Genomic DNA, 17,476 nt, shown 5'->3' on the forward strand with positions numbered 1-17,476 from the left:
TTGCGTCCGGGGCGCGGGGCTGGCACACACGGGGGCATGGAACTCTCATTGCACAGCATGACGGGCTTTGCCCGCACCAGTGGCGAGGCCGAGGGCTGGTCCTGGGTCTGGGAACTGAAGTCGGTCAACGGCCGCAGCCTTGAGTTGCGCCTGCGCCTGCCCCAGGGGTTCGAGGCGCTGGAGCCGGGGGTGCGCAGTCTGGCGCAGGCCCGGCTGGCGCGCGGCTCGGTGAATGCGGCGCTGACGGTCACGCCTGCCGGCGGCAACGGCACCCTGTCCCTCAACCGCGCGTTGCTGGACCAGTACGCCAAGGCGGCGCTGGAGCTGGCCGAGACCTATGGCCTGCCCAAGCCGGGGCCGGCCGAGCTGCTGAGCCTGAAGGGCGTGGTGGAAGGCGAGCCCGCGCTGGGCGAGGAGGCGCGCACTGCCTTGCATGCCGCCATGCTGGCCGATCTGGAGCAAGCCGTGGCAGGCCTCAAGGCGCACCGGGCGGTGGAGGGCGAGAAGATCGCCACGCTCCTGACGACGCTGCTGGACCGGATCGCCATTCTGCACGGCGAGGCTGACACGGTGGCGCGGGAGCAGCCAGGCATGATCCGCGAGCGTCTGGTGGCGCAGATCGAAAGCCTGCTGGGCGGCGACAAGCGGGTGGACCCGGACCGGGTGGCGCAGGAAGTGGCGCTGATCGCGGTGAAGGCGGATGTGCGCGAGGAGCTGGACCGGCTCAAGGCGCACATCGAGCAGGCATGCGGGCTCCTGAAGGCGGGCGGGCCGGTGGGCCGCAAGTTCGATTTCCTCGCGCAGGAGCTTAACCGGGAGGCAACAACCCTGTGCAACAAGTCTGCAACCGTGGAGCTGAACCGGGTCGGCCTTGACCTCAAGGCGACGATCGATCAACTCCGCGAGCAGGTGCAGAATATAGAATAGCGTGGAAGGCTGAAGTTTTATGCCCTCGGTGGTTTCCTCCGGCGTACGCCGTGGTTTGATGTTCGTGTTGTCCTCCCCCTCGGGGGCGGGCAAGTCCACGCTTTCGCGCCTGCTGCTGGCCGATGACGGCAACATCGTCATGTCCGTGTCCGCCACGACTCGTGCGCCGCGCCCCGGCGAGGTGGATGGCAAGGACTATTACTTCGTTGATCAGAGCCGCTTCGACTCCATGGTGGCTGACAATGCCTTCCTTGAGTGGGCGACGGTTTTCTCCAACCGCTACGGCACGCCGCGCGGCCCGGTGGATACGGCGCTGGCGCTGGGCCGGGACGTGCTGTTCGACATCGACTGGCAGGGCACCCAGCAGATCGCACAGAAGGCGCAGGGTGATCTGGTGCGGGTGTTCATCCTGCCGCCCAGCATGGCGGCGCTGGAGCACCGTTTGCGCAGCCGCGCGCAGGATTCGGAAGAGGTCATTCAGGGCCGCATGGCCCGCGCCGCCGACGAGATCAGCCATTGGGCCGAGTATGACTATGTGCTGGTGAACGATGATCTGGAGCGCTGCTTGTCGCAGGTGAAAACCATTCTGGCCGCCGAACGGCTCAAGCGGGCTCGACAAACCGGCCTCGCGGAGTTTGTGAAAGAGATGCTCAATCCCTAAATAGGGAAAGGGTTCGGAATTGGGTTGCCCGACATGGGGTTAGCCCGACTGCGAGCGAGATTGTCAAAACGATAAAAAGAGGCTGCATATATGCGATCATTGATGTGGCTTGGTGCAGGGCTGGTGGCGGGCCTCGGGCTTGCGTGGGGCGTCACCACCGGCCCTGACGGCGCAACCAACGGCTCCACCGCAGGCGCGCAGACCGCGCAAACCGACACGGCACAGCGCGTCGCTCCCACATCAACCGCACAGGTGCAGCTCTCTTACGCTCCGGTGGTGCAGCGCGTCTCCCCGAGCGTGGTTAACATCTACACCAAGACGCTCGTCAGCCGTCAGCCGATGATGGAAGACCCGTTCTTCCGCTTCTTCTTCGGCGGGCGGCAGGCCCAGCCGCGGGTGCAGAACTCGCTGGGCAGCGGCGTCATCGTGCGCAAGGACGGCCTGATCGTCACCAACCGCCACGTGGTCGGCGAGGCGGACGAGATTACCGTCGTGCTGGCGGACCGGCGCGAATTCCCGGGCAAGGTCATCCTGCAGGACGAGCGCTCCGACCTCGCCCTTGTCGAGATCAACACCAACGGCAAGGACCTGCCGGTGATGCAGCTGGGCGACTCCGACCGGTTGCAGGTGGGTGACATCACCATCGCCATCGGCAACCCGTTCGGCGTGGGCCAGACCGTGACGCAGGGCATCGTCTCCGCCGTGCGCTCGGGCGGCGGCCCGACCGGCTACCAGTATTACATCCAGACGGACGCAGCGATTAACCCCGGCAATTCGGGCGGCGCGCTGGTCAATCTGGCGGGCGAGCTCATCGGCATCAACACGTTCATCGCCTCGCCCACCGGCGGCTCGGTGGGCGTGGGCTTCGCCGTGCCGGTGAACATGGTCCGCTCCATCATCGGCGCGGCCGGAACCGGCAAGCTGGTGCGGCCGTGGGTTGGCGTTGAGGGTCAGGCAGTCGATACGGACATCGCCTCCGCCGTCGGTCTCGAGCGTCCGCGCGGCGTGATGGTGAACCGGCTGAGCCCGCAGTCCCCCGCCGCCAAGAGCGGCCTGAAGACCGGCGACATCATCACCGCCATCGACGGCAAGGAGGTGACGGACAGCTCGGAACTCCAGTTCCGTGTCGCCACCAAGCAGATCGGCTCCACCGCCATCTTCACCGTGCTGCGCAACGGTAAGGCCCAGAACATCAAGGTCACGATGATGGCCCCGCCGGAAGTGCCCAAGCGCGATGAAACCGTGCTCAGCGGCAACAGCCTGTTCAGTGGCGTGAAGGTCGCCAACCTGTCGCCCGCCCTCTCTGTGGAGCTTGGCGGCAACCTGCCGGAGCAGGGCGTCATCATCCTCGAGATGTCCCGCAATTCCCCGGCCGCACGCATCGGCGTGCTGCAACCGGGTGACATTCTGGAGGCGATCAACGGCAACACCGTCGCCACGGTCGATGCGCTGGAAAAGGCCGTCGCGCAGGCAGGCTCCGGTGCCGTCAGCTTCCGCTTCCAGCGCGGCGGCCAGCGTGGCGAATGCGCGGTGCGCCCGCCTGCTTACGTCAGCTGCCGCCAGTAAGCGCGGTTGGGGTGGATTTCATGGAGGGCGGTGCGGGTACAGCCTCGCGCCGCCCTTTTTTTCTGTTTCGAGAAGCGGCAGGAACCACCTCCCCAGACGGACGGGTGCAGCGGGCACGCGCCCCTGCAAGGAAGTTCTTAAAAGCTTGTAAGATCAGACCGTTGGCTTCTGGGTGAAGCCCCTGGCCGTGATGCCGGGGGTGGGCTCGAGCGTGATGCCGGTCACCTCTGCACGGGCCGGCCCCTGCCAGCAGCGTTGGATCATTTCGTCCACCTTGGCTTCGGGGCCGACGAACAGGGCCTCGACGCTGCCGTCCTCACGGTTGCGAACCCACCCGTCCAGCCCCAGTTCGGTGGCGTTGAGGGTGGTCCACTTGCGATACCAGACGCCCTGCACCTGGCCCGAGATGCGGGCGCGGACGGCTTTGTGGCCAGCGGGGAGGGGAGAGTCTTCCGTCATATCGTACGCTCCCGGAATAGGTGAAACGGCTCAGGCCGCGCGCAGCAACTCAAGGAACTTTGCTGCGGACAGCAGGTCGACCCGGCGGGTTTCGCGGGCCTTCTGCGCCAGCGCATCCTCGCCCCACTTTTCCACCTGATAGAGTTCGTCCAGCTGCCCGGCCTCGAACGCCGCTTGCGGGGAGACTTCGCCTTCCAGCAGCGCCAGCCCGATCACCAGCGAGCCGGTGATGGTGGTGATGGTGTGCAGCGGGGCGAGTTGCCAGTCCTCCAGCGCCTCGACAGCCTGAGTAAGGCGTTGCAGGGCGTCCTCCGCCTGCGGGCGGTGCATGATGCCCTGCACGGTGCAGAGGTTGACGTCATAGCGGCGGCGGGCCCAGTCGATCAGCGGATCCCAGCTGGTGGCCTGCCGCTCGGCAAGGTCGGTAGGCCATTCGGCACGGTAACACACGAGGTCGCTCTCGCCGTAGCGGCTGATCTCGTCGGTCACCATCGCGCGCTGGGGCGTGACCCGGTCCAGCACGGTGTTGGCGTGCCGCGTGAGGGGCATGGCGGCGGGCTCGATGGTCTCGACCTGCGCATCCCACTCGTGGGCGATGGCTTCAGCGAGCGCCTTGGCGGGCACAACCAGCAGGGCCTTGGACGGCGTGCGCACCGGGCGGCCGTCAAGGTGGATCTGGTAGCCGCCATCAGCGGCGGCGACGGAAACGGATTTGTAGAAACGCTTCATTGCTCGGTTGAATCCATTGCAGAAGCCTCGGGCGGAGCCTTCAGCATGAGCCGCAGGCCCCACAGGCTGAGCGTGAACATGAGCGCCATGGAGGCGACCAGCATCTTCAGCCCCAGCTTCCTTGTTTCCGGTTCCGCATAGCCGATGATCGCGCCCAGCTCCAGACGGGCCAGCAGAACGATGCTGAGGGTAAGCAGCACAACGGTGGCGATGCCGCCGACGCTGAGCACAATCTTGTGGGACTGGTTCACAGGTGGCGCTCCAGAATGTCGTGCAGGTCTTCGTAACGCTCGATGACGGCAACCGCACCGGCCGCCAGCAGTTCCTCGGGCTCGTGATAGCCCCACGCGACGCCTACCGGCAAGGCCCGGGCGGCCACGGCCATTTTGATGTCATAGACCGTATCGCCCACCATGGCAGTGCGCTCCGGCATGGAGTTGGTCTCCACCATGCAGGTTTGCAGCATGGAGGGGTGGGGCTTGGAGGGGTGCCGGTCCGCCGTTTGCAGCGTGACGAAATGGTTCTGGATGTTGTGGTGTTCCAGACAGAGCTGAAGGCCGCGGTCCGACTTGCCGGTGGCAACGCCCAGCATGGAGCCGCGCGCTTCCAGCGCCTCCAGCACCTCACGCGTGCCGGCGAACAGCGGTTCATGCTCCAGCGCGCCAGTGTTGCGCAGCTCCCGGAACGCCATCTTGTAGTCATGGGCCAGGGCGATGTGCAGCTCGGGGTCGGCCTCCGGGAGGATGGCCTGCATGGCCTCAACCAGCGACAGGCCGACGATGCGGCGGCACGTGCGCACGCAGGGCGCTTCCAGCCCGTGCTTGCCGAAGCAGAGGGCCAGCGCCTGAACGATGTTGTTCTGGCTGTCCACCAGGGTGCCGTCGCAATCGAAGACGACGAGAAGGGGATCACGCGTCATGCGGGTACTGCTTTACTCGTGCCTGTTTTACTTGGATGGGCCGGTTATGCGGGCCTTCCCTTGGGCTTCTTTAGGCGGCGCGCGCCACGGCGGCTGTTGCGCTTGGCGAAGGAGCGGGCCTTCACGTAGTCCTCGCCCGTGCGGGGCTGGAACGAGGGGCGCTTCTTGAAGCCCTTGCGGGTGCTGGCCAGATCGCCGGCGGCAACGCCGCTGTCCGCCATCGGATCGTAGCCTTCGATCGTCTCCCGAGGCTCGACATCCTTGGAGAAGTCGAACATCGCCCAGCTGTCCAGCATGTGCTGGGCCATGGGCGCGGTGATGGACAGCGGCTTGCCGGACGGATGCTCGATGGTGAGGGAGCGGGCGTGCAGGTGCAGCTTGCGGCTGACGCCGCCGGTCAGGAACGCCTCGGCCCCGCCGTACTTGGCATCGCCCACGATCGGGCAGCCCAGCGCCTCGGCGGCGTGAACGCGGATCTGGTGGGTGCGGCCGGTCAGCGGCTCGAACTCAACCCATGCCGCCTTGGTGCCCGCGCGCTCGATCGTGCGGTAGCGAGTCTTGGCGGGCAGGCCTTCCTTCTCGTCGATGGTCATCTTCTCGCCGCCAGTGCCCGGCATCTTGGCGAGCGGGGCAACGATCATGCCCTCGTCCGGCTTGGGATCACCCACAACCAGCGCCCAGTAAACCTTCTTGGCGGTGCGGCCCGAGAACGCCTTGGAGAAGAAACCGGCGGCGTTGGCGGTGCGGGCCAGCAGCAGCACGCCGGAGGTGTCCTTGTCCAGCCGGTGGACGAGGCGCGGCTTGTCCGGGCGGCCGAACTTCAGCGCGCCCAGCAGCCGGTCCACGTGGGTCTTCATGCCGGTGCCGCCCTGCGTCGCCAGCCCCGGCGGCTTGTTGATGACAATGGCGTGCTCGTCCCGGTGGATGACGAGACTCTGGGCGTATTCGATCTCGTCCTGCGTCAGCTCGGTCGGCGTCTTCGACCAGACCTGCGGCTGCTCCTCCACGTCCTCGACGGGCGGGATGGTCAGCACCATGCCTGCTTCCAGCCGGTCGCCCGGAGCCACTTTCTGCCCGTCCACCCGCAGCGCGCCGGTGCGCGCCCAGCGGGCGACGAGGGTGAAGGAAATATCGGGACGGTTCCGCTTGAACCAGCGATCCACGCGGACGCCATCGTCCTCATTCGATACGATCGCTTCGGTAACCTTACTCATGCCAAAACCGTCCTCATCAGCCATAAACCGCAGATCAGCGCCAGAACGGAGGCTGTCATGGAGCCTGCCGCATAGAGCGCCGCCGTGGAAAACTGGCCCTTTTCCAACATTAAAACGAGTTCCAGACTGTAACTCGAAAAGGTTGTGAAACCGCCGAGCACGCCTACCGCCATAAACAGGCGAAGGGCTTCGTTGCCTCCCCGAAGGGCCAGCACCTCAGTCAGGATGCCCATCAACAGGCCTCCTAGCACATTTACAGTGAGCGTGCCCCATGGAAAAGTGCCGCCAGCCAGCGCAAACATGGCCTTGCCAGCGAAATAACGGCCCACGGCCCCGATGCCGCCGCCCACCGCGACGAGCCCGGCCGCCTGCAGAGGCGATAATATGCTCATGCTCTGCGTTTGCCTCAAGCCACGCCGAAAATCCATCCCTCGGTGCGGGCGATGGCGGGGGTCAAAGCCTCGGGCAACCAGAGAGCCGGGTTCTGCGCCACATGCCGCAGCCCGGCGCTGCTGACGAGCGCGTCGGTGAGATGGTCGGGAAGCGAACCAGCCAGCCCCGTCGCATCGGAGCCGAGTGCGGCAAGGGCTGCATCCAGTTCGGCTCCCGAGCGTAGTTTGGTGCCGCGCTCCCCGGCCAGCCGCAGAAAAGCACGAGGGTAGATTTCGACGAGAACCGGGCCCTCCAAGGGGAGCGCGTCAAATGGCCAGACGGGAATTCCGCTGGCGCGCGCCCGGTGCAGCAGGCGCATCCCGGCAAAGCTGCCCCTGCCGACCTGACTGGGGCCTATGCAAATGAAAACGGAGGCAGGCGAGCCAAAGCCACGCTTGCGCACCAGCTCTTCGCACTTCCGCCAGCGTCTGAAGCTGCTGTGCTCTCCGGAGGCCTTGCCGAAGTAGAAATGAGGACGCAGAACGCCGCCGATCAGCCCGCCCGCGCCGAGGTCTTCGTCCTGTGCGCTGGCATCGACATAAGACCAGAACTCCGGTCCCGTCTCCGGTGCATCCGTACCGGGGAGATAACAACCTGCTTTGTCATCGAATGGCGGGGCGAAGGAAAAATCAAACCCGATAAGCGTGCGGGTGCCTGCCTGCGCCTGCACGAACCTTAGAACGGCCTCGCGCGACCAGTATTTCTCCGGCGGTGCAACGCGAACTGGGGCGGCCGTTCCCGCCTCGCAGATCGCCACTTCAATGGCCTTGTGAAGGCGGCCTTTGGCTCCGGTCCAGTCTACGGCAACGAAGCGCTCGAACGGTGTCACGCGCTACCCTGCCGCTTCCGCCGCAACGAGTCCCAGTAGTCGAGGCGCTTGCGGATATCCCGCTCGAAGCCGCGCTCGTTGGGCTGGTAGAATTCGGGCCGGTTGGGGCCGGACAGCTCCTCGGGGAAGAACTCCTGACCCGAAAAGGCGTCGGGGAAGTCGTGATCGTACTTGTAGCCCTCGTGGTAGCCCAGTTCCTTCATCAGCTTGGTCGGGGCGTTCAGGATATGCTTGGGCGGCGGCAGGGAGCCGGTCTGCTTGGCCAGCGCCAGCGCCTCGTTGAAGGCGCTGTAGGAAGCGTTGGACTTGGGCGCCGTTGCCACGTAGGCGATGGCCTGCGCGAGGAACAGGCGGCCCTCCGGCCAGCCGACACGCTCGAAGGCTTCCCACGCGGTGATGACCTGCACCATGGCCTGCGGATCGGCCAGCCCGACGTCTTCGGAGGCGGCGCAGGCGAGGCGGCGGAAAATGGTGGTCGGCTCCTCGCCGCCGGAAATCATGCGGGCCGCCCAGTACATGGCCGCGTTCACGTCACTGCCGCGCAAGGATTTGTGGAAACAGCTGAGCAGGTTGTAATGGCCCTCCCGGTCCTTGTCATAGACCGGCAGGCGGCGCGAGAGCACTTCCGACAGCGCTTCCCGATCCATCGGCCCGTCAGCGGGCAGGCCCATCAGCATCTCGGCGCTGTTGAGCAGGAAGCGGCCATCGCCATCCGCCATGCCGACGAGCGCGGCCCGGGCCTCTCCGGTCAGCGGCAGTGGCTTGCCGGTGACGTCTTCGGCGCGGGTGAGGAGGGCGTCCAGCGCCGCTTCGTCCAGCCGGTTCAGCACCAGAACCTGCGTACGGGAGAGCAGCGCCGCGTTCAGCTCGAACGAGGGGTTTTCGGTGGTCGCGCCCACCAGCGTGACGGTGCCGTCTTCCACGTATGGGAGAAAGCCGTCCTGCTGGCTGCGGTTGAAGCGGTGGATCTCATCCACGAACAGCAGCGTGCCTTCACCGAGCCGCGCGCGCTGGCGGGCCTGCTCGAAGGCTTTCTTCAGGTCGGCAACACCGGAGAACACGGCGGAGATCTGCACGAAATGCAAGGAAACCCGGTCCGCCAGCAGGCGGGCGATGGTGGTCTTGCCGGTGCCGGGCGGCCCCCACAGGATGAGGCTGGGCAGCTTGCCGCCCGCCAGCATGCGGGTGAGCGCGCCGTGCGGGCCGGTGAGGTGGTCCTGCCCCACCACGTCTTCCAGTGCGCGGGGGCGCAACCGTTCCGGCAGCGGCTGGCGCTCGGCCTTGACGGCGGACTCTTGAGGTGTGCTGGTTCCAAACAGGTCGGACATAACATCTGTTCTAACGCGCTGGACGCGCGCGGCAAGCGGATCGAAAGCTGCTTTACGTGGCAGACGGTGCGGGAGCGGGCGTATCGGCGGGCAGGTCCTCCACCGGTTCGTCGTCACCCATTTCGCCGGGGTGACGTGCATACACCTCGGCAAGCAACTGGTCGATGAGCCCGGTGATGCGGCGCAGGCGCGGCCGCTCCGCATTCAGCACTTCAAGGAACGCCTGCCGCTTGAACTCGGCGATCTCATGCGGGAGCAGGTGTACGGCGGGCGCGGCGCTGGAGAGCACAATGTCGATCATCCGCTCGGCCGCGTGCAGGCGGCCCCAGAGGTAGTCGTTCTCCCGGTAGGCGCGGGAGAGGAAGGCGCCAAAGGTGGCGAACTGGATGCCCTTCAGCGTTGCCTCGGCCCCGCCCGCGCGCAGCGAGGTGGCGTCTGACGGCGAGATACGGTCTACCTTGATGCCTTCCAGCTCGTCGGTCGTCTGCTCGAGCATGGGCAGGGTCACGAGGTCGAAGAACGGGAAGCCGAGGAAGGCGAGCAGCAGCTGACGGGCGACCTCGGCATCGGGCATGACCGCGACGCAGTCTGCAATGCGCTGGTCCACTTCCTCATCGAGCGCCACCAGCCCGAGCGCATCGCCGAGCGCGTTAATGGCGGTGGACGGGTCAAGGTGCAGGCGGGACAGGCCCGCTAGGTGCTGCAATTGCTGCGCCGTGCCGGTCTGCCGCTGGAGCATGGGCGCGAGCGCGGCATAGAGGTGGCGCTTGGCAAGGTCGAGCGTGTCGTGGGTGACGAGACCGAGCGTGCCGTACATTTCGTTGATACGGCGGATGACGAAGCGCAGGCGGCGGATGCGGAAGCCCAGATCATAGCGGCGCAGGAACTGGAGGAAGGGGATGTGCTCCCCCAGTTGCTGGAGCCCGGAGAGCGGCGGCAGCGGAAGGACATGCCCCTCCACCGCCCAGCGGCGTACGAGCTGGAGCATGTCGTGGTGGGCGGTGCTGCTGCGCCGCCGGGTGAGGATGCAGAAAATCCCCGCCGTCTCCTCCAGCACCCGCGCGGTCTTGAGCTCGGCGTAGGCCTTGTAGGTGTAGCCGGAGCGATCCGCCAGCTTCTGCTGGGCCATGAGCCGCCACTGGGCAATGGCATGAGGCGTGACGCGGTTGACGTGCAGCCGCTCGCCGATGGCGTCTTCGATGGCGGCCTCGATGTCCGGAGTCAGGCTGGAGATGATGTCGCGGATGTTGTTCTGGCGGGCGGTCAGATCCTGCAGCCGCTCCAAATCGTCCCGAATGGGCTGCTGGCGCGGAATGGTGGAAAGCGCGCCGATGATGGTGCCGAAAAAGGTGGCGGGCTCGGCATGGCGGTCGTTCAGCGCCTTGGGGTAGGGCTCGACGTAAACCATGCGCCGGTCCACCTCCCGGTGGGCCGGGCGGTCCTTCAGGGCATGGATGGCCGCGTCGAACGGCTTGTTGTTGAGCACGCTGCCGTCGATGAGCAGGATGGAGGCGGGGTCGCGCCCGTTCAGCGTCCAGGTGGGAAACAGCTGCTCGATGAAGCCGGTGCGGTCACGCCAGACCTGCCCGCGCTCGGCCACGATCTCGTCGATCTCCCCGATGGAGGCTGGCGGAAACGCGCCGGGGAAGGAGGCGGTGGCCCGGGCCGCGAAGGCGAGGCTGGGATTTTCGCCCAGCTGGCGACGCCCGGCCGGATGGGTGCCCGGATCATGGAAGGAAATGATGAGCCGATGCTCGCGCTCGTTGATGCGCGGCGGCGAATTGAGGCGCAGGGTCTGGTTGTGGCCGTGATAATCGGTGACCGTCACGATCAGGTCGAGCGGATGGCCGGCGGGCAGCAGCGAGCCCGGCGTGACGGCGGTGCGCTGCATGGCTTCCAGCCCTTCGTAGAGCAGGCGGGCGAAGCCGCCGCCGGAGAAAGGCGGCTCGAACCAGCGGGAGCGCACGAGGGCGGAGAACTTATCCCGCACCTCGTCTCCGGCGTCTGCACCCAGCAGCTCCTCCTCCGCCTGCTGGCGCAGCCGCCAGCGCTGGAACAGCCACAGGAGCGGCCGCATGTAGGCTTTGCTCCATGGCGTTGAGGCCTGATGCGGATCGAGCAGGCGCTCTACGTCCGCGTTGCGCAGCCAGAGGTCCGTCAACGGCTCCAGCGAGAGATCCTCGGCAATGGCCTTGGCGAGAAACACGCCGTTTATGCCGCCGGCGGACGCGCCGGCTATCACATCCACCAGAACGCGCAGCTCGACGGTTTCATCGAGCCGGGCCAGTAAATCGAAATAAACCTTTTCCGTATCGGCAGGACGCCCGGAGCGCGAGAGAACGCTGTCCCGCTCGGCTTCGGGCAGCTGCTTGGCATCGCGCCACGCCTTGGAGGCGCGCTGAAGCTTCCAGATTTCCTTGGTGATGCCGTGCATGTAAACGGCGAGGGAAACTCCGCCGTAACAGACCAGCGCCAGCCGAAGTTCTTTTTCTTTCATGCCCGTGACCTGCCCTTGAGCAGACAGCCTACCCAAGGCGCGGCGTTTTCGCCATGACCGAAAGCCAAACAAAGCCATATTTTAGCGCCGATCGTGAAAATACGGGCAGGCCGGGGCCGAACGGCCCATGTTGGCGGGAGCGTGGCGCGCGAAGGAACGCAGGACACAGATTAAATTACGGATGGTGTGTACTCCTTTCTTGCCAGAGTGCGGCCCAGAGCAATGGGTATGAGGGCATGCAAGAAAAGACGACAGGATACTGGGGCCGAGAACGGACTGAGGAATAAGTCCGGGTGCAGAACAAGGCCGCAAGAACGAACGAAAGATCACAGCCAATTTAGCAGAAATGCCGCGTGTGGGCACGAAAAAATCCCCTGTCCTCCGCGGGCGGAGGGACAGGGGATTTAAATGGTCAAGCCTTGCGGGCTGCTCCTGGCGAGCAGACCGCGAGGGCTATGCCGGGAGCTTACTCGTCCCGATCAGTCCGCGTGCCCGACTGGCCACGCTGGCCCTGCTGACCCGACTGGCCCGACTGGCCGCCGACACCGGACTGACCGGATTGACCGGACTGGCCCGATTGACCGGACTGGCCCGATTGACCCGACTGGCCCGACTGGCTGCCCTGACCCGATTGGCCGGACTGGCCGCTCTGGCCCGACTGGCCTGACTGACCGCCAAGGCCCGACTGGCCGGACTGACCGCTCTGGCTCGACTGCCCGCCTTGACCAGACTGGCTGGCGAAGCCGGACTGGCCGCCGTAGCCGCCCTGACCAGACTGGGATTGCTGGCCAAGACCGCTCTGCTGGCTGAACTGGCCTTGCTGGCCTTGCTGGCCCTGCTGACCAGCCTGGCTCTGCTGCTCGGCCTGACCAAACTGGCCCTGCTGACCCTGCTGCTGGCCCTGCTGGCCGCGCTGGCTCTTCTGGCCTTGCTGACTTTGCTGGCGCTGGTTTTGGTCCTTACGGTCCTGAGTCATTGTCATCTCCCCTTGGGCATTGTCTGGGAATCTGGAGAACGGCGGTTTTAAAGCCGTCCTCAAGCCAACGGATGGCAGGTGGGCGAGTTCCTGTTGCCAAGCTTCAGTGCTCGTCAGCACCCGGGGTGCGCTTGGCCGAAGACTGGCTTTTTGAGTGGGCCTGCTGACCCTGATGGCCCTTGCCCTGCGTGGTGCCTTGTCCTTGCTGGCCGGGCTGTCCCTTTTCGAACATCTGCTGTCCATGCTGGGTGGCACCGGGCGTGCCACGGCCAAGGTCAGGCTCGCTCCGGCGCTGGCCTTGTTGCGCCGGATGCTTCAGGCTCTCCCCAAAATTCTGAAGGGCGGGATTATCACTGCCGCCGCGCGGCCCGCCCTGCTCAGGCTGGGGCTGCTTTGGCGGGCCGGGGTCCCCGGGGCGAGTGGTTGCGTTTTTCGATGGATCGGGGCGGTTCTTGTCGCCTGTCATGCCATGCATCCTTTCACTGAGAATTGCCCGCCGGAATTTCCGGGGCCTTTTTCAGCCAACGGCGCACAAAAAACGGGGTTCCTCCTGCGCACTCTGGTCGGAGCGGCGGAGTTCCGGAATAACAGGGCGGCAGAGACAGGGGATGATTGGGACAGGGACGGGGTTGGAGGCGCAAGCCTGATCAAGCAGCACAAGGCGGGACGCGGGGGGGGCTGCGTCCACGCGCTTGGCCGTTGGGAATGAAAGTCGGAGCAGCGACTATTTTTTCTTGCTGCTCTTCTGACCCGAGGTCTGGGACTGCTGGCCGCTGCTCTGGCCGCCACCCTGCTGGGACTGCTGGCCACCGGACTTCTTGGCGGCTTGGCTCTTGGAGCGGCCCTTATAATCGTCGTTCTTCGCCATAGTTCATCTCCCGCGCTTTTGGGGGTTTTAAGGCAACGATGGAGCGGACCGTCAGGTTCCGTAACCTCGCGGCATTGATCCTCCTGTTTCAATGTGATGCCGCAACGAACAAACGGGGCCGTTGGCTGTTTCTTTCTGCAGGCACGCCTTGCGGCATTTTCCGCGCGTCCTCTGATTGTCTTTAAGGAGACACCCCATGGCGAAGGTTCTGGTGCTTTATTACAGCAGCTACGGGCACATTGAAAAAATGGCCTATGCCGTGGCTGACGGCGTGAAGGAGGCCGGTTCCGACGCCACGGTAAAGCGCGTGCCGGAACTGGTGCCGGAAGAAGTGGCGCGCAAATCCGGCATGAAGCTGGAGCAGGATGCGCCGATCGCCGAGCCGAAGGAGCTGGCGGATTATGACGCGGTGATTTTCGGCACCCCAACCCGGTATGGCGTTGCGGCCAGCCAGATGCGGAATTTCATCGACCAGACCGGAAGCCTGTGGTCCAGTGGCGCGCTGGTGGGCAAGGTGGGCAGCGTCTTTACGTCCACCGCGACCCAGCACGGCGGACAGGAAAGCACCATCCTTTCCATGCATACAACCCTTCTGCACCTGGGTTACGTGATTGTCGGTTTACCCTATTCCTTTGAGGGGCAGATGCGGATGGACGAAATTACCGGCTGTTCGCCTTACGGTGCTTCCACGCTGGCGGGTGGTGACGGCAAGCGTCAGCCGAGCGAGAATGAGCTGGCTGGCGCACGGTTTCAGGGGCGCCACGTGGCAGAAATCGCCGCCAAGCTGTTTCCCGGCTGAGGGCCTAGAGCAATGCCGACGGAACGGCTGACCTTTCAGAGCCGGAGCGGTGCCCAGCTCTCCGCCCGGCTGGAGCGGCCGGATGGGGGCATAGAGGCGTATGCCCTGTTTGCCCACTGTTTCGCCTGTACCAAGAACAGCCTGGCGGCGGTGCATATTGCACGCGGATTAGCGGCGCACGGCATCGCCACGTTGCGTTTTGATTTTACCGGGCTGGGGGAAAGCGAAGGCGAATTCGGCCAGCACCCCTACAGTGCGGATGTGGCCGATCTGGCGGCCGCTGCTGCGTTCATGGAGGCGCAGGGCATGTCTGCGCAACTGCTGATCGGCCACAGCCTGGGCGGTACGGCGGCACTGGCGGCGGCGGCGCAGATGCCTGACGTCAAGGCGGTCGTGACCATCGGCTCGCCTTACGAGGCGTCGCACGTCACCAATCTCTTCGCAGCAGAACTTGATGAAATCATGCGCTATGGCGAAGCGCCGGTGAGGCTGGGGCCAGCAACGTTCAGCCTCAGCCGGAATTTCGTTGAAGATCTGTCACGCCATTCCCCGCACGAGCGCATTCAGACGCTGGGCCGGGCGCTGCTGATCCTGCATGCGCCAACCGATGCAATCGTCGGGATTGAAAATGCGGAATCCATTTTTAGCGTGGCGCGGCATCCCAAGAGCTACGTCTCGCTCGATACGGCGGATCATCTGCTGACCAACGGAGACGATGCCCGTTATGCGGCAGGCGTTATCGCCGCCTGGGCCTCGCGGTATCTGGGCCTTGCGCAACAGGGGCAGACGTGAACTTCCCGTCGCAAGGGGGTCTTGAGACCCCCTTGCTGCTTGAATTTCAGATAATCAGAAATTCGAGGTGAAGGCGTCCGCGGTATCAGGCTTGCTGGCGGCGGCGCTGGGGCGTGGGCGTTTCCTCGCCCGGGTTCATGTCTTCCTGTCCCATTTGGGGTGCAGAGGCCCCGGTGGGAAGTTCTTCCAGATCGGTCAGCTCGTCGATATTCACGCCGGAGGGCTGAACGACGCTTGGGATCTGGCGTGCGCCAATGGCTCCAAGCGCGCGTTTGCGACCCTTGCCGCGAGCATTCTCGCTCATGTCGTCTTCTCCCGTTCATGCTTGAGCGTGAGGAGGCTCGGGCGCGGTGCCGCGCCGTTCATGAGCCCCTCTAAAGAACCAACGGGAAGGGCACAGGCGGGTTCCCCCGTTTGCCTCGTGCCCCCTTATTCGGCGGGTTGAGGAGCGGGTTCGGCAAGACCGGCCGCGCCGGGGGACAGGTCTCCGTTTTCCACCGCCTTGGCGACCGAAGCGCTGAGAACCTCCTGCTGCTGGGCAGACCACATGGCGGCGTAGCGGCCTTGCCGCTCCAGCAGTTCGCCATGGGTGCCGCTCTCGACGATGCGGCCCGCCTCAAGGACGATGATCTGATCCGCGTTGACCACGGTGGAGAGCCGGTGAGCGATGATGAGCGTGGTGCGGTTGGCCGCCGCTGCGTCCAGTGCTGCCTGAATGTCCCGCTCGGTGCGGGTGTCGAGTGCTGAGGTGGCTTCGTCGAGGACAAGGATCGGCGGATTTTTCAGCAGCGTGCGGGCGATGGCCACGCGCTGCTTCTCGCCGCCCGACAATTTCAGGCCGCGCTCGCCTACGATGGTGTCGTAACCGTCCGGAAGTGTCAGGATGAAGTCATGGATCTGGGCGCGGCGGGCGGCGTCTTCCACCTCCTCCGGTGTGGCCCCGGGGCGGCCGTAGGCGATGTTGTAGCGGATGGTGTCGTTGAAAAGCACCGTATCCTGCGGGACGATGCCGATGGAGCGGCGCAGGCTTTTCTGGGTGACGTCGCGAATATCCTGCCCGTCTACCGTCACGCTGCCCGAGGCGATGTCATAGAAGCGGAACAGGATGCGAGAGATGGTTGACTTGCCAGCGCCCGAGGGGCCGACGATGGCCAGCGTATGGCCTGCGGGCAGATCGAACGAGACGCCGTGCAGGATGGTGCGGCGCGGCTCGTAGTGGAAGACCACGTCGCTGAAGCGGATGCGTGCGCCGGCAATGGCAATGTCCTTTGCCCCCGGCTTGTCGGTCACCTCCTGCGGCTGGTCGAGCAGGCCGAACATGAATTCCATGTCTACCAGGCCCTGTTTGATCTCGCGGTAGATCCAGCCCAGAATGTCGAGCGGGCGGAACACCTGAAGCAGCATGGTGTTGACCAGTACCACATCGCCGATGGTGGCGGTGCCGTTGCCCATGCGCGAGGCGACCAGTGCCATGCAGCCGAACAGGCAGAGACTGGTCAGGAAACCCTGACCGATGTTGAGGAAGGCAAGCGAGCTGTCCGACTTGGTGGCGGCGTCTTCATAGCGGCGCAGCGCCCCGTCATACTGGCGGAACTCATGCTCCTCGTTGTTGAAGTATTTCACCGTCTCGAAATTCAGCAGGCTGTCGATGGCGCGGGCGTTGGCCTTGGTGTCCCGATCCACCATCTCGCGGCGCAGCTTGGCCCGCCATTCGGTGATGACGGCGGTGAAAATGATGTACGCGCCGATGGAGCCGACGGTGATGGCCACCACCTCCCAGCCGAAATTCACGCCGAAGATGACGCAGACGGCCAGCAGTTCGATGATGGTGGGGCCGATGTTGAACACGAGGAAGTAGAGCATTTCATCAATGCTCTTGGTGCCGCGCTCGATGGCCTTGGATAGGCCGCCGGTGCGCCGCTCCAGATGGAAGCGCAGGGACAGCGCGTGCAGGTGGCGAAAGACGTCCAGCGCCAGGCCGCGGATCGCCCGCTGGCCGACGCGGACGTAAACCGCATCGCGGGTGTACTGGAACACGCTGGAGGCGAAGCGCACGCCCGCGTAGCCGCCGATGAGGCCGACGGCCAGCGCAATGGCCGGGCCGCCCGGCTGGGTGAGCGCATCGGTTGCCCACTTGAAGAAGAAGGGCACCACCAGCACCGTCGCCTTGGCCAAAATCATCAGGATAGCCGCGATGATGATGCGGATTTTCAGCGACCGGTCATGCTTGGGCCAGAGGTAGGGCGCGAACCGGCGCACGGTCGACCAGGCGCTCTTGGCGGCAGGCGTCGTGGTGGTTGCGGGCTCGGGCGTTTGATCCGGTGTCGAGGCGGGCGCGGGGGCGGTCATGACGGGCAATGTCCTTCACACAAACGGAAACAGCCCGGCGCGCCGGGTGATTGCACCTCCCAGATAGGACTTAGCTCAGCTCTGCGCCAGAGGCACGAGGACGGACGGACTATGCACAGGCCGGAAACGTC

The 17,476-nt window shown here is 65.2% G+C and carries 19 protein-coding genes; 5 read left to right on the plus strand and 14 right to left on the minus strand.

The window, feature by feature from the left end; all coding sequences use genetic code 11:
* Nucleotides 1–36: 36 nt before the first annotated feature.
* The 3 genes from VIG90_RS05920 (at nt 37) to VIG90_RS05930 (ending at nt 3,154) form a co-directional block, all read left to right on the plus strand.
* A complete protein-coding gene (locus VIG90_RS05920) occupies nt 37–927 on the plus strand; it encodes a YicC/YloC family endoribonuclease (RefSeq protein WP_331592549.1) in 891 nt (296 codons plus the stop codon).
* A gap of 19 nt (nt 928–946) precedes the next feature.
* Nucleotides 947–1,588: a guanylate kinase gene (gene gmk, locus VIG90_RS05925; RefSeq protein WP_331592550.1), complete on the plus strand. Its 642-nt coding sequence runs from the start codon at nt 947–949 to the stop codon at nt 1,586–1,588.
* A gap of 90 nt (nt 1,589–1,678) precedes the next feature.
* Nucleotides 1,679–3,154: a Do family serine endopeptidase gene (locus VIG90_RS05930; protein ID WP_331592551.1), complete on the plus strand. Its 1,476-nt coding sequence runs from the start codon at nt 1,679–1,681 to the stop codon at nt 3,152–3,154.
* 153 nt (nt 3,155–3,307) lie between these two features.
* Here VIG90_RS05930 and VIG90_RS05935 read toward each other — a convergent pair whose 3' ends face one another.
* The 12 genes from VIG90_RS05935 to VIG90_RS05990 all read right to left on the minus strand — a co-directional run bounded on the left by VIG90_RS05935 (nt 3,308) and on the right by VIG90_RS05990 (nt 13,405).
* The gene (locus VIG90_RS05935) at nt 3,308–3,613 is read right to left on the minus strand and encodes an acylphosphatase (RefSeq protein ID WP_331592552.1); all 306 of its coding nucleotides are present in this window, start codon (nt 3,611–3,613) and stop codon (nt 3,308–3,310) included.
* Nucleotides 3,614–3,643: 30 nt separating this feature from the next.
* Nucleotides 3,644–4,342, minus strand: coding sequence for an ATP12 family chaperone protein (locus VIG90_RS05940; protein WP_331592554.1), 699 nt, complete (start codon nt 4,340–4,342; stop codon nt 3,644–3,646).
* Nucleotides 4,339–4,593 carry a hypothetical protein gene (locus tag VIG90_RS05945; RefSeq protein ID WP_331592556.1) on the minus strand — a complete coding sequence of 85 codons (255 nt, stop codon included), beginning with the start codon at nt 4,591–4,593 and terminating at the stop codon, nt 4,339–4,341. Before VIG90_RS05945 ends, VIG90_RS05940 begins: the two co-directional genes overlap by 4 nt.
* Nucleotides 4,590–5,261 (minus strand): HAD-IA family hydrolase, encoded by a 672-nt coding sequence (locus tag VIG90_RS05950; RefSeq protein ID WP_331592557.1) that lies wholly within the window; start codon nt 5,259–5,261, stop codon nt 4,590–4,592. The genes VIG90_RS05945 and VIG90_RS05950 overlap by 4 nt, the downstream gene beginning before the upstream one ends.
* A 44-nt stretch (nt 5,262–5,305) precedes the next feature.
* Nucleotides 5,306–6,475 carry an RluA family pseudouridine synthase gene (locus tag VIG90_RS05955; RefSeq protein ID WP_331592559.1) on the minus strand — a complete coding sequence of 390 codons (1,170 nt, stop codon included), beginning with the start codon at nt 6,473–6,475 and terminating at the stop codon, nt 5,306–5,308.
* Nucleotides 6,472–6,867, minus strand: a complete 396-nt coding sequence (gene crcB / locus VIG90_RS05960) for a fluoride efflux transporter CrcB (protein WP_331592560.1) — start codon at nt 6,865–6,867, stop codon at nt 6,472–6,474. Before crcB ends, VIG90_RS05955 begins: the two co-directional genes overlap by 4 nt.
* A gap of 14 nt (nt 6,868–6,881) precedes the next feature.
* The gene (locus VIG90_RS05965) at nt 6,882–7,736 is read right to left on the minus strand and encodes a hypothetical protein (protein WP_331592561.1); all 855 of its coding nucleotides are present in this window, start codon (nt 7,734–7,736) and stop codon (nt 6,882–6,884) included.
* A complete protein-coding gene (locus VIG90_RS05970; RefSeq protein ID WP_331592562.1) occupies nt 7,733–9,064 on the minus strand; it encodes a replication-associated recombination protein A in 1,332 nt (443 codons plus the stop codon). Before VIG90_RS05970 ends, VIG90_RS05965 begins: the two co-directional genes overlap by 4 nt.
* A gap of 52 nt (nt 9,065–9,116) precedes the next feature.
* Entirely contained in the window at nt 9,117–11,561 is a 2,445-nt protein-coding gene (locus VIG90_RS05975; RefSeq protein ID WP_331592563.1) for a patatin-like protein, read from the minus strand.
* A 466-nt stretch (nt 11,562–12,027) separates the two neighbouring features.
* On the minus strand, nt 12,028–12,537 hold the full coding sequence (locus tag VIG90_RS05980; RefSeq protein ID WP_331592564.1) for a hypothetical protein: 510 nt from the start codon (nt 12,535–12,537) through the stop codon (nt 12,028–12,030).
* A gap of 103 nt (nt 12,538–12,640) precedes the next feature.
* Nucleotides 12,641–13,003: a hypothetical protein gene (locus VIG90_RS05985; protein WP_331592565.1), complete on the minus strand. Its 363-nt coding sequence runs from the start codon at nt 13,001–13,003 to the stop codon at nt 12,641–12,643.
* A gap of 258 nt (nt 13,004–13,261) precedes the next feature.
* A complete protein-coding gene (locus VIG90_RS05990; RefSeq protein WP_331592566.1) occupies nt 13,262–13,405 on the minus strand; it encodes a hypothetical protein in 144 nt (47 codons plus the stop codon).
* A 196-nt stretch (nt 13,406–13,601) separates the two neighbouring features.
* On the opposite strand from VIG90_RS05990, the gene wrbA reads away from it, so the two are divergent.
* Nucleotides 13,602–14,204: an NAD(P)H:quinone oxidoreductase gene (gene wrbA, locus VIG90_RS05995; protein ID WP_331592567.1), complete on the plus strand. Its 603-nt coding sequence runs from the start codon at nt 13,602–13,604 to the stop codon at nt 14,202–14,204.
* A gap of 12 nt (nt 14,205–14,216) precedes the next feature.
* Nucleotides 14,217–14,996: an alpha/beta hydrolase family protein gene (locus VIG90_RS06000; RefSeq protein ID WP_331592568.1), complete on the plus strand. Its 780-nt coding sequence runs from the start codon at nt 14,217–14,219 to the stop codon at nt 14,994–14,996.
* Between the two features lie 85 nt (nt 14,997–15,081).
* Here the strand turns inward: VIG90_RS06000 and VIG90_RS06005 are convergent, their stop codons facing one another.
* Complete coding sequence (locus tag VIG90_RS06005; protein WP_331592569.1) at nt 15,082–15,300, minus strand: hypothetical protein; 219 nt, start codon at nt 15,298–15,300, stop codon at nt 15,082–15,084.
* Between the two features lie 125 nt (nt 15,301–15,425).
* Entirely contained in the window at nt 15,426–17,345 is a 1,920-nt protein-coding gene (locus VIG90_RS06010) for an ABC transporter ATP-binding protein/permease (protein WP_331592570.1), read from the minus strand.
* Between the last annotated feature and the right edge of the window lie 131 nt (nt 17,346–17,476).

It is taken from the genome of Pedomonas sp. (assembly GCF_036515995.1).
GTDB lineage: Bacteria > Pseudomonadota > Alphaproteobacteria > Sphingomonadales > Sphingomonadaceae > Pedomonas.

Coding starts and splice junctions, on each gene's coding strand:
- VIG90_RS05920 (WP_331592549.1), top strand. CDS start 37: ATGGAACTCTCATTGCACAGCATGACGGGCTTTGCCCGCACCAGTGGC.
- gmk (WP_331592550.1), top strand. CDS start 947: ATGCCCTCGGTGGTTTCCTCCGGCGTACGCCGTGGTTTGATGTTCGTG.
- VIG90_RS05930 (WP_331592551.1), top strand. CDS start 1,679: ATGCGATCATTGATGTGGCTTGGTGCAGGGCTGGTGGCGGGCCTCGGG.
- VIG90_RS05935 (WP_331592552.1), bottom strand. CDS start 3,613: ATGACGGAAGACTCTCCCCTCCCCGCTGGCCACAAAGCCGTCCGCGCC.
- VIG90_RS05940 (WP_331592554.1), bottom strand. CDS start 4,342: ATGAAGCGTTTCTACAAATCCGTTTCCGTCGCCGCCGCTGATGGCGGC.
- VIG90_RS05950 (WP_331592557.1), bottom strand. CDS start 5,261: ATGACGCGTGATCCCCTTCTCGTCGTCTTCGATTGCGACGGCACCCTG.
- VIG90_RS05955 (WP_331592559.1), bottom strand. CDS start 6,475: ATGAGTAAGGTTACCGAAGCGATCGTATCGAATGAGGACGATGGCGTC.
- crcB (WP_331592560.1), bottom strand. CDS start 6,867: ATGAGCATATTATCGCCTCTGCAGGCGGCCGGGCTCGTCGCGGTGGGC.
- VIG90_RS05970 (WP_331592562.1), bottom strand. CDS start 9,064: ATGTCCGACCTGTTTGGAACCAGCACACCTCAAGAGTCCGCCGTCAAG.
- VIG90_RS05975 (WP_331592563.1), bottom strand. CDS start 11,561: ATGAAAGAAAAAGAACTTCGGCTGGCGCTGGTCTGTTACGGCGGAGTT.
- VIG90_RS05980 (WP_331592564.1), bottom strand. CDS start 12,537: ATGACTCAGGACCGTAAGGACCAAAACCAGCGCCAGCAAAGTCAGCAA.
- VIG90_RS05985 (WP_331592565.1), bottom strand. CDS start 13,003: ATGACAGGCGACAAGAACCGCCCCGATCCATCGAAAAACGCAACCACT.
- VIG90_RS05990 (WP_331592566.1), bottom strand. CDS start 13,405: ATGGCGAAGAACGACGATTATAAGGGCCGCTCCAAGAGCCAAGCCGCC.
- wrbA (WP_331592567.1), top strand. CDS start 13,602: ATGGCGAAGGTTCTGGTGCTTTATTACAGCAGCTACGGGCACATTGAA.
- VIG90_RS06000 (WP_331592568.1), top strand. CDS start 14,217: ATGCCGACGGAACGGCTGACCTTTCAGAGCCGGAGCGGTGCCCAGCTC.
- VIG90_RS06005 (WP_331592569.1), bottom strand. CDS start 15,300: ATGAGCGAGAATGCTCGCGGCAAGGGTCGCAAACGCGCGCTTGGAGCC.
- VIG90_RS06010 (WP_331592570.1), bottom strand. CDS start 17,345: ATGACCGCCCCCGCGCCCGCCTCGACACCGGATCAAACGCCCGAGCCC.